General features: G+C 65.0%; 12 protein-coding genes. 5 read left to right on the plus strand and 7 right to left on the minus strand.

Annotated elements, in window-relative coordinates; genetic code table 11:
* Positions 1-153 precede the first annotated feature (153 nt).
* The 3 genes from pcaF to MAFF_RS17350 are packed head-to-tail and all read right to left on the minus strand — an operon-like array spanning position 154 to position 3,009.
* Positions 154-1,359: a 3-oxoadipyl-CoA thiolase gene (gene pcaF / locus MAFF_RS17340; RefSeq protein ID WP_010912235.1), complete on the minus strand. Its 1,206-nt coding sequence runs from the start codon at positions 1,357-1,359 to the stop codon at positions 154-156.
* A 1-nt stretch (position 1,360) separates the two neighbouring features.
* Positions 1,361-2,155, minus strand: a complete 795-nt coding sequence (locus MAFF_RS17345; RefSeq protein WP_010912236.1) for a CoA-transferase subunit beta — start codon at positions 2,153-2,155, stop codon at positions 1,361-1,363.
* Complete coding sequence (locus MAFF_RS17350; protein WP_010912237.1) at positions 2,152-3,009, minus strand: CoA transferase subunit A; 858 nt, start codon at positions 3,007-3,009, stop codon at positions 2,152-2,154. The genes MAFF_RS17345 and MAFF_RS17350 overlap by 4 nt, the downstream gene beginning before the upstream one ends.
* 118 nt (positions 3,010-3,127) lie before the next feature.
* Here MAFF_RS17350 and MAFF_RS17355 point away from each other — a divergent pair, with 118 nt between their 5' ends.
* Complete coding sequence (locus MAFF_RS17355; RefSeq protein WP_010912238.1) at positions 3,128-3,898, plus strand: IclR family transcriptional regulator; 771 nt, start codon at positions 3,128-3,130, stop codon at positions 3,896-3,898.
* 16 nt (positions 3,899-3,914) lie between these two features.
* On the opposite strand, the gene MAFF_RS17360 is transcribed toward MAFF_RS17355, so the two are convergent.
* From MAFF_RS17360 to MAFF_RS17375, 4 genes are read right to left on the minus strand one after another with little or no spacing between them, the layout of a single operon-like run.
* A complete protein-coding gene (locus MAFF_RS17360) occupies positions 3,915-5,213 on the minus strand; it encodes an NAD(P)/FAD-dependent oxidoreductase (RefSeq protein ID WP_010912239.1) in 1,299 nt (432 codons plus the stop codon).
* A gap of 2 nt (positions 5,214-5,215) precedes the next feature.
* On the minus strand, positions 5,216-6,586 hold the full coding sequence (locus MAFF_RS17365; RefSeq protein ID WP_010912240.1) for a glutamine synthetase family protein: 1,371 nt from the start codon (positions 6,584-6,586) through the stop codon (positions 5,216-5,218).
* 5 nt (positions 6,587-6,591) lie between these two features.
* Positions 6,592-7,875 (minus strand): glycosyltransferase, encoded by a 1,284-nt coding sequence (locus MAFF_RS17370; RefSeq protein ID WP_010912241.1) that lies wholly within the window; start codon positions 7,873-7,875, stop codon positions 6,592-6,594.
* Between the two features lie 10 nt (positions 7,876-7,885).
* Complete coding sequence (locus tag MAFF_RS17375; RefSeq protein WP_010912243.1) at positions 7,886-8,824, minus strand: GntR family transcriptional regulator; 939 nt, start codon at positions 8,822-8,824, stop codon at positions 7,886-7,888.
* Between the two features lie 236 nt (positions 8,825-9,060).
* On the opposite strand from MAFF_RS17375, the gene MAFF_RS17380 reads away from it, so the two are divergent.
* From MAFF_RS17380 to MAFF_RS17395, 4 genes are all read left to right on the plus strand, one after another.
* Positions 9,061-10,125: a polyamine ABC transporter substrate-binding protein gene (locus tag MAFF_RS17380; RefSeq protein WP_010912244.1), complete on the plus strand. Its 1,065-nt coding sequence runs from the start codon at positions 9,061-9,063 to the stop codon at positions 10,123-10,125.
* Positions 10,126-10,216: 91 nt separating this feature from the next.
* Positions 10,217-11,059, plus strand: coding sequence for an ABC transporter permease (locus MAFF_RS17385; protein ID WP_044548430.1), 843 nt, complete (start codon positions 10,217-10,219; stop codon positions 11,057-11,059).
* The gene (locus MAFF_RS17390; protein WP_010912246.1) at positions 11,052-11,846 is read left to right on the plus strand and encodes an ABC transporter permease; all 795 of its coding nucleotides are present in this window, start codon (positions 11,052-11,054) and stop codon (positions 11,844-11,846) included. The genes MAFF_RS17385 and MAFF_RS17390 overlap by 8 nt, the downstream gene beginning before the upstream one ends.
* A complete protein-coding gene (locus tag MAFF_RS17395; RefSeq protein WP_010912247.1) occupies positions 11,843-12,916 on the plus strand; it encodes an ABC transporter ATP-binding protein in 1,074 nt (357 codons plus the stop codon). Before MAFF_RS17390 ends, MAFF_RS17395 begins: the two co-directional genes overlap by 4 nt.
* Positions 12,917-12,918 lie beyond the last annotated feature (2 nt).

Consider the following 12,918-nt stretch of genomic DNA (forward strand, 5'->3'; position numbering starts at 1 on the left):
TGCAGTCCCCTCTGTTTGACAGCCGTGTCGAGCCGGCCGTTCTAAAAATCAGACGGGGAACTATGGAACGGGTCCGGACTTTTGTCCACATGGTCAAATTTGACGGCGCGCCGAATCCAGCCCCGATTCTCGCTGGCGAAGGGAAGGCGACGGTCAGGCCCGTTCGAGCGCGATGGCGATGCCCTGGCCGACGCCGATGCACATCGTCGCAAGCGCGTAGCGACCGCCGCGCTCACGCAGCTCCAGCGCCGCCGTGCCGGAGATGCGCGCACCCGACATCCCCAGCGGATGGCCGAGCGCGATGGCGCCGCCATTCGGGTTGATGTGCTCGGCATCCTCGGCAATGCCGAGCTGGCGCAGCACGGCGATGCCTTGCGAGGCAAAGGCTTCGTTGAGCTCGATGACATCGAACTGTTGCGGCGTCAGGCCGAGCCGCGCGCACAGTTTCTGCGTCGCCGGCGCCGGGCCGATACCCATGATGCGCGGCGCCACACCGGCGGCTGCACCACCGAGGATGCGGGCAATCGGCGTCAGGCCATATTTTTTCACCGCAGCCTCGGAAGCAACGATCAGCACCGCCGCCCCGTCATTGACGCCGGAGGCATTGCCGGCGGTCACCGTGCCGCCCTGGCGGAACGGCGTCGGCAGCTTGGCCAGCGCCTCGACCGTGGTGCCGGCGCGTGGATGTTCGTCTTTCGAGACCACCACCGGATCGCCCTTGCGCTGCGGGATCGTCACCGCTGTGATCTCCTTGGCCAGCCTGCCATTGGCCTGCGCGGCGACAGCCTTGTCCTGGCTGCGCACGGCAAAGGCGTCCTGGTCGGCGCGAGACACGGCAAAATCCTCGGCGACGTTCTCGCCGGTTTCCGGCATGGAATCGACGCCATATTGCTTCTTCATCAGCGGGTTGACGAAGCGCCAGCCGATCGTGGTGTCGTAAATCTCGGCATTGCGCGAAAACGCCGTGTCGGCCTTGGGCATGACGAAGGGCGCCCGGCTCATCGATTCGACGCCACCGGCAATCATCAATTCCGCCTCGCCGGCCTTGATGGCGCGCGCCGCGATGGTCAACGCATCCATGCCGGACCCGCACAGGCGATTGACGGTCGAACCCGGGATTTCCTTCGGCAGGCCAGCCAGGAGCAGCGCCATGCGCGCCACGTTGCGGTTGTCCTCGCCGGCCTGGTTGGCGCAGCCATAGACGACGTCGTCCACCGCCTGCCAGTCGATACCGGCATTGCGCTCGGCCAAAGCCTTCAGCGGAATGGCGCCGAGGTCGTCTGATCGGACCGAGGACAGCGACCCGCCGAAGCGGCCGATCGGCGTGCGGATGTAATCGCAGATATAGGCCTCGGCCATGTCATGCAGCTTTCTTGTTTCCCGTTCCCTCATGCGCCGCCTTGGTGCGGGCCTGCAGGTCGCGCAATGTGTTGAGTTCGAGTTCGCTTGGCGCCGGTGTTTCGTCAAGCGCCTCGGCGAACTTAACCACCCAGCCACAAGTCTCCTGCACCTGCTGGCGGGTGACGCCGGGATGCAGCGACACGACGGTGAATTCCTTGGTCACCGGATCCGGCTTCCAGATGGCGAGATCGGTGATCAACAGGGTCGGCCCGGCGGTGTCGATACCCAGCCGCTGGCGGTGATCGCCGCCCTCGCCATGGCCGAAGGAGGTGAAGAAGTCGATCTTCTCGACCATGCCGCGCCTGGTCTGCGCCATGGTGATGTAGATCTCCTTCGACGAGGTCGCGATCTCCGGTGCGCCACCGCCGCCGGGCAGCCTGGTCTTGGGATGGACATAGTCGCCGATGACCGTGGTGTTGATGTTGCCGAACTTGTCGAGCTGCGCCGCACCCAGGAAGCCGATCGAGATGCGGCCACCCTGCAGCCAGTAGCGGAACATTTCCGGCACCGCGACGGTGGTGACGGCGGTCTCGCACAATTCGCCGTCGCCGATCGACAGCGGCAGCACGTCAGGCGCGGTGCCGATCGTGCCGCTCTCGTAGATCAGCGTGATCTCGGGCGCATGCGTCAGCCGTGCCACATTGCAGGCGGCGGACGGCGCGCCGATGCCGACGAAGCAGACATCGTCATTCCGCAGCGCACGGCTGGCGGCGATCGTCATCATCTCGTTGGGGGTGAAGCCGAACTCGCTCATGCCGCTTTCCTCAGATGCTCGACACGTCCGGCAAAGTCACCGGCGTTCCTCTCGATGACGTTCACCTGCATCCACGCCCGGAATTTCTCGCGGTCGGCGGCAATCTCGTCCCATTCGAGATAGGCGGCATTGTCGCGCGCATAATAGCCATGGGCATAGGAAGGGTGCGATCCGCCGGGCACGACGGATATCGCCGCGATCGTCCAGCGCGGCAGCACGGTCAGATTGGGGTGCAGATCGTCGAAATTGTCGACCACTTCCTCCACCGTCACCACGGCGCGCCTGGCCGCTAGCACCGCTTCCTTCTGGATTCCGATGATGCCCTCGACCAGCACATTGCCTTTTTTGTCGGCCTTCTGCGCATGGATGAAGGTGACGTCGGGCCGGATCGAAGGCACGGCCGCCAGCACCTCGCCGGTGAACGGACAAGTGACCGACTTGATGTTCGGATTGACCGCGGCAAGGCCGGCGCCGCGATAGCCGCGGAACACCGCGCAGGGCAGGCCGGCCGCGCCCGCCTCATAGGCATTGGCCATGCCGGCATGGCTGTGCTCCTCGACCTCGATCGCCCGGGGAAAACCGTTCTCGATGGAATCGCGGGCACGCCGCAGCAGGCCGACGCCGGGATTGCCGACATAGGAAAAGACGATCTTCTTCGCCATGCCCATGCCGATCATCTGGTCGTAGATCAGGTCCGGCGTCATGCGGATCAGGGTCAGGTCGCGAAACCCCTGGCGGATCGCCTCATGCGCGGCGGCTGTCGGGATCAGATGGGTGAAGCCTTCGAAGGCGACGGAATCGCCATTGTTCAAATTCTCGGCCACGGCCTGTTTGAGCGGCAGGAACTTGACCATCGTCGACTCCCGGTCCAAAAAGTTCGTATTGTGAACATTTGTTTTGTATGCGAAACTTTCTACGCCGGGTGAGGTCGTGGAGTCAATCCTGGCGTCGATGCCCTTTGGCGGAGGTGAGATGGGCGAAGAAGCCGCTTCCCGTGATCATGTCGGCTCGCTCGAGCGCGGCCTTGCCGTCATGGAGATCCTCGCCCGCCACCCCTCAGGCATGACGCTGACGGAAATGGCCGAGCAAGCCGGGCTGACCCGGGCCGGCGCCCGCCGTTTCCTGCTGACGCTTGTCGCCACGGGCTATGCCACTCAGGACGGTCGTATGTTCTCGCTGTCGCCGCGGCTCCTGGCCGTTGCCCGCACATGGCTGGGCGGCGGCTCGCTGTGGAGCTTCGCGGCGCCGATCATGCGGACTGTTGCGGCACAACTGAACGAGGCTTGCTCTGCGGCGATCCTGTCGGGCCAGGATGTCGTCTATGTCGCCCGCATTCCCGGCCGGCGCATCCTCAGCGTGTCGCTCGATGTCGGCACCAGGCTGCCCGCCTATTGCACCTCGATGGGGCGCATGCTGCTCGCCGGCCTGGCGCCGGAGGAACTCGACGAATTTCTGCACCAGGCGACCATCGAGAGACGGACGCCGAAGACGATCACTGACATCGGGCTGCTGGCCGAGGCCATCGGCAAGGCGAGGGCCGACGGCTTTGCCATCGTCGACGAAGAGCTGGAGCTCGGCCTGCGCTCGATCGCCGTGCCGATCCGCGACCGCGCTGGCAACACGGTCGCGGCGATCAACGTCTCGACGCAGTCGGCGCGATTTTCGGTCGCGGAGATGGAGCGGGAAATCCTGCCGGCGCTGCTTGAGGCCAGGCAGCGCATCGAGGATTTCTTCGTCGTTTAGGTCGCTTCTCGCGACCTCAATGCTTGATGCGGTCCCGCATCGCATACCACAGCATGCCCAGCACATAGAGCGGGCCGCGCAGCGCCGTGCCACCGGGGAACGGCAGCGGGGTCAGCGTCGAGAACAGGTCGAGTCGCGAGGCATCCCCCGTGATCGCTTCGGCGAGCAGCCTGCCCGACAGCGTCGACAGGATGACGCCCTTGCCGGAATAGCCATGCGCGAAATAGACCTCGCCATAGTGCCCGACATGCGGCAGCCGCGATGTCGTCACCGACACCAGCCCGCCCCAGGCATGATCGATGCGGCAGCCCTTGAGCTGCGGGAAGGTAGCTTCCATATGCGGCCGCACGAAGCCGGCAATGTCGGCCGGCGGTGACGGCGTGTAGCGCTCGCCGCCGCCGAACAGCAGACGTCCGTCCGCCGACATGCGATAGTAATTGACGACGAAGCGCGTGTCGGAGACCGCGACATTGGCCGGGATGACATTGCGTTTGCCCTCCAGCGGCTCGGTGGCGACGATGTAATTGCCGACCGGCATGATGCGGCTGTTGACGCGCGGCTCCAATCCATGGAGCAGCGCGTCGCCCGCCAGCACGACATGTTTTGCGCGCACCGAACCCTTCGATGTCGAGACGCGGATCGAAGGCTCGCGCTCCAGCTTCACCGCCACTGAATTCTCGTGGATAACGACGCCGGCGGCCACGGCCGCGCGGGCAAGGCCAAGCGTGTAGTTCAGCGGATGCATGTGGCCGCCGAGCGGCTCGTACATCGCGCCGTGATAGGGCGTGTCGACCTTGGCGCGTGCTTCCGCCGCCGAGAGGATCTCGACATCGCGGAACTTCATCACGCTTTCGAGGCACTTGGCCTCTTCCTCCAAATCCTTGAGATCGGAGCCGTTGACTGCGCCGACCAAATGGCCGGTCAGTCTCAGGTCGCAATCGATGGCATGGCGCTCGATGATATCAAGCACCAGGCCGCGCGCCTCGAAGGCGAGGTCGAACAGCACCTTCGCCCGCTCCGGCCCGTACAGCTTGACCAGGCCCTTGGCGCCCTTGCGCAGGCCGGGGATCATCTGGCCGCCATTGCGCCCCGATGCGCCCCAGCCGATCTTGCCTCCTTCGAGCAGCACCACCTTCAGGCCGCGTTCGGCGGCGTGAAGGGCCGCCGACAGGCCGGTGCAGCCGCCGCCGACGACGACCAGATCGGCTACGACATCGCCGACAAGCGCCGGATGGTCCGGCGCCGGATTGGCGGTGGCGATATAGTAGGATTTGCCGATATCGAGACCGGAATTGAAGCCCGTTGAAGATGCCATGATCACACCTTCAGCAGCAGGTGATCGCGTTCCCAGCTCGTCACCACGCTCTGGAACAGGTCGAGCTCGACGCTCTTCACGCGCAGATAGGTCTGGGAGAAATCCTCGCCGAGCAGTTTGCGCACCGGCTCACAGGCGGTGAAGCGGTCGAGCGCCTCCTCCATGGTTTTCGGCAGCGTGCTCTTGATCTTGTAGGCATTGCCAGAAGCCTCGGCCGAGCGCGCCAGTTTCTGCTGGACGCCGAGATAGCCGGCGAGCAACGAGCCGGCGATCGCCAGATAGGGATTGGAATCGGCGCCCGGCAAGCGGTTCTCCACCCGCCGCGCCGAGCGGCCACCCGCCGGCACGCGCAGGCCGCAGGAGCGGTTGTCGTGCGACCATTCGATGTTAGCCGGCGCACTGTGGTTCGGCCGTATCCGCCGGAACGAATTCACGTTGGGCGCGAACAGCGGCATGATCTCCGGCACATATGTCTGCAGGCCGCCAATGAAATGGCCGAACATTTCGGTGTCGGCATCATCATCGCTGGCAAACAGCGCATTGCCCGCCTCATCGACAACGGACATGTGCAGGTGCATCGAGCTGCCCGCCTGGGCCGCGATCGGCTTGGCCATGAAGGTGGCATGCATGCCGCATTGCTGCGCGGCCTGGCGCGTCAGCCGCTTGAATAAAAGCACCTGGTCGGCCAGCGGCAGCGCGTCGCCATGCAGGAGATTGATCTCCAGCTGCGCCGTGCCCGATTCATGGATCAGCGTGTCAAGCGGCAGCCCGGCGGCCGCGGCGTAGTCGTAGACGCGCCGGATCACCGGCTCGAATTCCTCCAGTGCCACCATGTCGTAGGGATGCTGCACGCCCTCGGCGCGGCCATTGGCGCCGACCGGCGCGGTCAGTGGCCTGTCCGGATCGGGGTTGGGCGCGGTCAGATAGAATTCGACCTCCGGCGCCACCACCGCCCGCCAGCCGCGCTGGCGGTAGAGATCGAGCACGGCGCGCAGCACATGCCGCGGCGAGGCCATCCATGGCCGGCCATCCATGTGGAAGGCGTCGGCGAAGACATAGGCCTTCCCCGCCCCGGCGCCCGGCGCCAGGCAGAGCGTCGAAACGTCAGGCACCATGCGCATGTCCGGATCCGAATAGGCAAAGCCCTCGTCGATCGAGCCGGAATAGCGGCCGTCGATGCTGACCAGGAAGGCGCTGCTCGGCAGATAGAGCGCGCGGTCTTCCAGCGCCTTGAGGAATTTCGCCGTCGGCAGCGCCTTGCCGCGCAGCACGCCGTTCATGTCGGGCACCAGGCATTCGACCTCGTTGATGCCGTGCTGTGCCAGCCAGGCCTTGGGATCGTCGGTCGCGATATTCGTCTTCTTATCAAGCATGTCGTTCAAGTCCGTATCAGAGAGAGTATGGCTTGCGCGGCCACGTCCGTTCCGGGTTGCAGCGCCATCTGGGCTGCATTGTCCCTCAGGCGGGCGCGCATGGCGTCGTCGGCCAGCAGGCCGAGAATGGCTCTCTCCAATACTCCTTCGGTCCAGGCATCCCGGCCGATATGGTCGCCGGTGCCGGTCTCGCCGGCGCGGCGCGCATTATCATGTCCGTCCCAGCAATAAGGCATGATCAGCGACGGCACGCCGAAGCGCAGCGCCTCGCAAAAACTGTTGTTGCCGCCATGGTGGATGAACAGGTCCGACTTCGCCACCACCGAAGGCTGCGGAAACCAGGCGTCGAGATAGACATTGTCGGGCACCGCGCGATAGGCGTCGCGCAGGCCGCCGACATTGACGATGAAGCGCGCCGGCAGCCTGTCGAAGACAGCAAGCATGCGTTCGATCAGCCCGACATCCATGGCCCCTAAACTGCCGAAGCTGACATAGACCAGCGGCCCGCCATTGCGCGGAAACACCGGCACCTCGAACGGCCCTTCCGAGCGCACGCAGCCTTCGAGATAGACGAAGCGGGCGGGATCGAGCGGTTCGGCCCGCTCGCGCCGCACGATCGACGGCGTCAGCAGCAGGTTGAGGTCAGGCGAGCTTTCCAGGAACAGGCCCTTCGGCAATGGCGCCAGGCCGGCATCGACGCGAAAGCGGTTGAAGCGGTCATGCGCCGGCGCCGAGGCCGAGAGATAGCGCGCCTCGAACGCCGCGCGTTGCGGGTCGTCGGCAGCCATCCCGGAAAGGTAGGGCGGTACCTCGGCGTCCGGCAGCTCGGTCTCGGCGCAGGAGACGACGCGCACCCAGGGGCAGCCGGCGGCGGCGATCGCCGGGAACATGATGACATTGTCGAGCACCACCGCGTCCGGCTTCAGCCGCGCCAGCAATTGCCGCAGCGGCGCCTCGGCATTGACCGCCGTGTCGACGATCGCCTGCCAGGTCGGCGCGACATAGGTTTCGAGCTGGTCGATCGGGCTCAGCCGGAAATGCGGCAGGTGCCGGCGCACGAAGGCCTGCCAGTAGCTCTGGCGCTCGCTGTCGCTCAGCGGCTCGTCGGTCGGCAGCTGGTATTCCTGGAAACCATAGTCGGCAAAGACCCCGGAGAAACCGGCATGGCAGATGAAGACGGGCCGCGCGCCCTTCGCGCGCAACGCCTGCGCGATGCCGACGCAATTCAACGCGGCGCCGAAGCTTGCTTCGGGAAACAGCGCGATGGTCGGGCTGGCTTTGCGCGTCAATTAATCCTCTTCATTCCGGCCGGCTGATCATGCCGAACAGGGCGGGCGCCCCGCGGCTGGCCGCTTGCGGTCGCTGGTTGCGGGAGAGCCGCAAATGGATGCGAAGCAGATCGGCAGCCACCTCATACTGCCGGCTTTCGAGATGGTCGAGTATGTTCAGGTGTTCCAGCAAGGATTGCCGCAGCCGGAAGACATTGACCCCGGCATAGATGCCCGGCAGCCGGCGCAGGCGGAGATGATCGGCCAGCGCGTCGGCGATGAAGCGGTTGGCTGAGCCCTCGGCGATCATGCCGTGGAAATCCATATCCAGCCGCTGGAACTCGCGCGTGTCGAAGGCCGTGTCCGGCAGCGCCGACAAAGCGTCCATGCCCTGGCGCAACGCCGCCGCTCGCGCGCCGTCCAGCCGGAAGCCCGGCGTCAGGATCGCCGCCGGCTCCAGCAGCAGTCGGAACTCGTAGCTTTCGCCTTGCGCCTCGGGATCGTCGGGCGTGCGCCGGAAAAGCCAGGACTGGCCGGGCGCGCGGTCCAGCAGATTCTCTTCCGTCAGTTTATTAAGCGCTTTTAGTACCGTCTTTCGATCCGAGCTGTAGCGTCGCATCAACGCCGCGGCGGTCACCGTCTGGTCCAGCCTGCGCGCCGAGCGGTCGCGCAGGATCGCCTCGGCCAGCTCGTCTTCCTCCGCGCTGGGAAGCTCGGCTGATATGGCCGGCTGCGCGGCGAGGTCGACCGCCAGATGATAACCGGTATCCGCCTCCCAGCGCACGACGCCGCGTTCTGCCAGCAGGCTGAGTGCCGCCCGCACCGGCGTGCGCGAGACATTGCACAGCGAGGCGATCTGCTGTTCGGGCAGGCGCGCGCCGGGCTCGAAGCCGCGCTGGCGCGCCACATCGAGGATGCGCTGCGCCAGGTCGAGATGGTTGGTGCGAGGACGTCGGGCTGCGGTTTGCATGACTTGTCTCGGCGGACGGATATGACCGCATTGGTTTGGCCGATCGCCGGCAGAAGCGCAATCGGCCAGATTCCCCGGTCGGTTGGCAAATTATGGATTGACGTACTTTTTTCTGCAATAGTACTGTCAGGGCAATCGGCGACAAAAAAGACCGAGGGAACAGGATCGAAGGCAGCGGCATGGGTCGCGCCCGGTCCAGCACAGAATTCGACGATCAACCGGAATGGGAGTCTGCCATGATCGCTACCAGCCCGCGGCGCCGTGCGCTCAAGGTGTCTTCAATCGCTCTCGGCCTTGCCCTCGCGCTGTCGGCGCCGGCAATGGCCGCCGATCTCGTCATCTCCAACTGGGACGGCTACATGGCGCCCGACGCCATGGCGGCCTTCAAGACCGCGACCGGCGTATCCGGGGAAGTGGTGGTGCACGCCACCAATGAGGAGATCATGGGCAAGCTGATTGCCGCCGGTGGCAAGGGCTATGACGTCGTCTTCGTCTCTTCGCCCTTCGCCGAGGTGCTGAACAAGCTCGGCCTGACCGAGCCGATGGACCACGCCAAGATCCCCAATCTCGCCAACCTCTATCCGGAAGCGACCAAGCTGCCGCACGATGTCGGCAACTCGTTCTCCGTGCCCTATACCTGGGGCACGACCGGCCTCTGCTACCGCTCGGACCTGGTCAAGACGGCGCCGACGAGCTGGAGCGACCTGCTCGCGCCTTCAGACGCACTGAAGGGCAAGACCACCATGCTGGCGACCGACCGCTGGCTGCTGGCAGCCGGGCAGCTCGATAAGGGCTTCTCCGTCAACGAGACCGATCCGGCCAAGATGGCCGAGGTCAAGGACCTCTTGATCTCGGCCAAGAAGACCCTGCTCGCCTATGACGACACCACCTTCTATTCCAAGCTGGTTTCGGGCGAGGCGCTGATGGTGCAGGCCTGGGATGGCTGGTGCAATTACGGCATCGCCGAGAAGCCGGAGATCAAATACGTCATTCCGAAGGAAGGTTCGGACCTCTGGGTCGACACGATGGTGGTGATGAAGGCCTCCGAGCACAAGGACGACGCCTTCAAGTTCATCAACTTCATGCTCGACGCCAAGAACCACGCCTGGGCGGCGCAGAACATCGACTACAAGGTGCCGAACAAGCCGGCGATGGAAAGCCTGCCGGCCGATTTCCTGGCGAAATTCCCCAACATGGCGATGCCGGTGGCCGATCTCGTCAAGTTTGAGCAGCTGCGCGATGTCGGCGAAGCCCAGCGCGACTATTCCAAGATCGTCAGCGAGATCAAGGCCGCGCAGTAGGCGGCACGGATATCACGGCCGGCAGTGCTTCCGCTGCCGGCCTGAGCGGTACCTTAAATTGTCCCAGACCCGACTTCGCTCCTCCCTGCTGATGGCCCCGGCGCTGGTCTGGTTGACCGCGCTGATGGTGGTGCCGTGCGCGCTGATGCTGGCGCTCGCCTTCTTTCGACGCGGCATCTATGGCGGTATCGACTACACCTTCACGCTGGAGAATTTCGGGCTGGTCTTCGACCCGCTCTATGCCAGCATTTTCCTGAAGTCAGCGCGCATCGCCGGCACTGCCACGCTGATCGCGGTGGTGATCGGCTATGCCGCCGCCTACGCCATCTCCGCTGCCCCGCGCCGCTGGCAGCCTGTGTTCCTGTTCTTTGCCGTGCTGCCGTTCTGGTCGAACTATTTGATCCGCACCTATGCCTGGATCGTGCTGCTCAACCGCGAAGGCCTGATCACGCAGCTCCTGCGCTGGTCGGGCTATACCGGCGAACCGCCATCGATGCTCTACACCGAAGGCGCGGTCATCGCCGGCCTCGTCTACAATTATCTGCCCTTCGTCATCCTCGCCTGCTACGCGCCGCTGTCGCGGCTCAACCCGGAACTGGCCGAGGCCTCACGTGATCTCGGCGCCTCGGCCGCCACCACCTTCCGCCGTGTCATCCTGCCGCTGACCGTGCCCGGCATCGCCGCCGGCGCTGTCTTCGTCTTCGTGCTGTCGATCGGCAATTTCGTCACTCCGGCGCTGCTCGGCGGCGGCCGCTTCCAGATGATCGGCAATCTCGTCTACGACCAGTTCCTCACCGCCAATGACTGGCCCTTTGGCGCAGCCCTCGCCATGGCGCTGATCGCCATCATGCTGCTGGTGCTGATGGCGCAGGCGCTCGCGGCCGACCGCGCCTCGGGGCGTGCGGCGCAGGCCGTGGGAGGCACTGATGGCTGAGCGCTCCCCTGCGACGCGGCGCACGCTGTGGCTCGTGCTGAGCCTGGTCTTCGCCTTCCTCTACATCCCGATCGCCGTGCTGGTGGCGCTCTCCTTCAACGAAGGCGGGCTGCCCACGGCATGGTCTGGCTTCTCGCTGAAATGGTACGCCTCGCTGGCCAACAATTCAGCGATCCTGTCGGCCGCGCTCAACACGCTGATCGTGGCGCTGGTCTCCACCGCCATCGCCACCTTGCTCGGCACGCTGCTGGCGATCGGTGTCGAGATGCGCCGGCAATACGGCAAGGGGCTCGAAGCCTTGATCTTCGCGCCGATGATCATCCCCGACATCGTGCTGGCAATCGCGCTGCTGTCGTTCTTTTCGATGCTCAATTTGACCATGGGCCTGCACACCATCATCCTCGCCCATGTCGTGTTCAACCTGGCCTTCGTCTGCTCTGTGGTGCGCGCGCGGCTGAAGAGTTTCGACTGGTCGATCGTCGAGGCTTCCGCCGACCTTGGCGCCTCCGCAATCACCACCTTCCGGCGCGTGACCTTGCCGGTCATCGCGCCGGCCGTGATCGCCGGCGCGCTGCTTGCCTTCACGCTGTCGGTCGACGAGTTCATCATCGCCTTCTTCACCGCAGGCGCCGGCCGCGCTTCGACCACGCTGCCTATGCAGATCTACGCCATGATCCGCTTCGGCATCACGCCTGAGATCAACGCGCTGGCGACCATCTTCATGGCCGTGAGCATCACCGCGCTGACCCTGTCCCAGCGGCTGAACAAGGGAGTGATCGGCCAATGAGCGAACCGCGCACGCTGTTGGCCATCGATCATGTTTCGAAGAATTTCGGCCGGGTCACTGCCGTCGATGGCATCTCGCTTGATATCCGCGAGAACGAATTCTTCGCGCTGCTCGGCCCTTCCGGCTGCGGCAAGACCACGCTGTTGCGCATGCTGGCCGGTTTCGAGACGCCGAGCGACGGCCGCATTCTGCTCGACGGCAAGGACATCGCCCGAACCCCGCCCAACAAGCGGCCGGTCAACCTGATGTTCCAGTCCTACGCGCTATTCCCGCATATGAGCGTGCGCGCCAATGTCTCCTATGGGCTGGAGATGGAGCGCTTGCCGGTTAAGGATATCCGCACCCGCGTCGACGCCATCCTGGCGACCACCGAACTCGTCCCCTTCGCCGACCGCAAGCCGGAGCAATTGTCGGGCGGCCAGAAGCAGCGCGTCGCGCTCGCCCGCGCGCTGGTCAAACGGCCAAGGCTGCTGCTGCTCGACGAGCCGCTCGGCGCGCTCGACAAAAAGTTGCGCGGCGCCATGCAACTGGAATTGAAACGCCTGCAGCACGAGGTCGGCATCACTTTCGTCATCGTCACCCACGACCAGGAGGAATCGCTCGTCATGGCCGACCGCATGGCGGTGCTCAAGGATGGCAAACTATTGCAATGCGACACGCCGCACGCGGTCTACGAGCATCCCGCCGACCGCTTCGTCGCCGACTTCATCGGCGTGATGAATTTCATCCCGGGCAAGACCTCAGCCGATGGCGTGTTGGCCGCGAACGGCGCGCGTATTGCCGGCAAACTTCCGGCGGCGCTTTCGCCCGGCGCGCCAGCAGTGGCTTCGGTGCGGCCGGAACGTATCCGGCTGTTTCCCGAGGCTCAGACCGCCAACCGCACGACCGGCACGGTCGAGGCGCTGGCCTATCACGGCCTCGATCTGCAGCTGCATGTCCGCACGCCGCTGTCGCCAAAACCGTTCCTGGTGCGCGTCACCGCAGATGCAGCCGACCGCCGGCCGGTGTCGTCGGCCGACCGGGTCGAACTCGGCTGGGATGCCGCCGATGTCAGAATTTTCGCAGAATAGGA

Origin of the sequence: Mesorhizobium japonicum MAFF 303099 (assembly GCF_000009625.1) — a bacterium.
Taxonomy (GTDB): domain Bacteria; phylum Pseudomonadota; class Alphaproteobacteria; order Rhizobiales; family Rhizobiaceae; genus Mesorhizobium; species Mesorhizobium japonicum.

What these genes read in the sequence shown, in the direction of transcription:
- pcaF (WP_010912235.1), bottom strand. Translation starts at nt 1,359, where the DNA reads ATGGCCGAGGCCTATATCTGCGATTACATCCGCACGCCGATCGGCCGC.
- MAFF_RS17345 (WP_010912236.1), bottom strand. Translation starts at nt 2,155, where the DNA reads ATGAGCGAGTTCGGCTTCACCCCCAACGAGATGATGACGATCGCCGCC.
- MAFF_RS17350 (WP_010912237.1), bottom strand. Translation starts at nt 3,009, where the DNA reads ATGGTCAAGTTCCTGCCGCTCAAACAGGCCGTGGCCGAGAATTTGAAC.
- MAFF_RS17355 (WP_010912238.1), top strand. Translation starts at nt 3,128, where the DNA reads ATGGGCGAAGAAGCCGCTTCCCGTGATCATGTCGGCTCGCTCGAGCGC.
- MAFF_RS17360 (WP_010912239.1), bottom strand. Translation starts at nt 5,213, where the DNA reads ATGGCATCTTCAACGGGCTTCAATTCCGGTCTCGATATCGGCAAATCC.
- MAFF_RS17365 (WP_010912240.1), bottom strand. Translation starts at nt 6,586, where the DNA reads ATGCTTGATAAGAAGACGAATATCGCGACCGACGATCCCAAGGCCTGG.
- MAFF_RS17375 (WP_010912243.1), bottom strand. Translation starts at nt 8,824, where the DNA reads ATGCAAACCGCAGCCCGACGTCCTCGCACCAACCATCTCGACCTGGCG.
- MAFF_RS17380 (WP_010912244.1), top strand. Translation starts at nt 9,061, where the DNA reads ATGATCGCTACCAGCCCGCGGCGCCGTGCGCTCAAGGTGTCTTCAATC.
- MAFF_RS17385 (WP_044548430.1), top strand. Translation starts at nt 10,217, where the DNA reads ATGGCCCCGGCGCTGGTCTGGTTGACCGCGCTGATGGTGGTGCCGTGC.
- MAFF_RS17390 (WP_010912246.1), top strand. Translation starts at nt 11,052, where the DNA reads ATGGCTGAGCGCTCCCCTGCGACGCGGCGCACGCTGTGGCTCGTGCTG.
- MAFF_RS17395 (WP_010912247.1), top strand. Translation starts at nt 11,843, where the DNA reads ATGAGCGAACCGCGCACGCTGTTGGCCATCGATCATGTTTCGAAGAAT.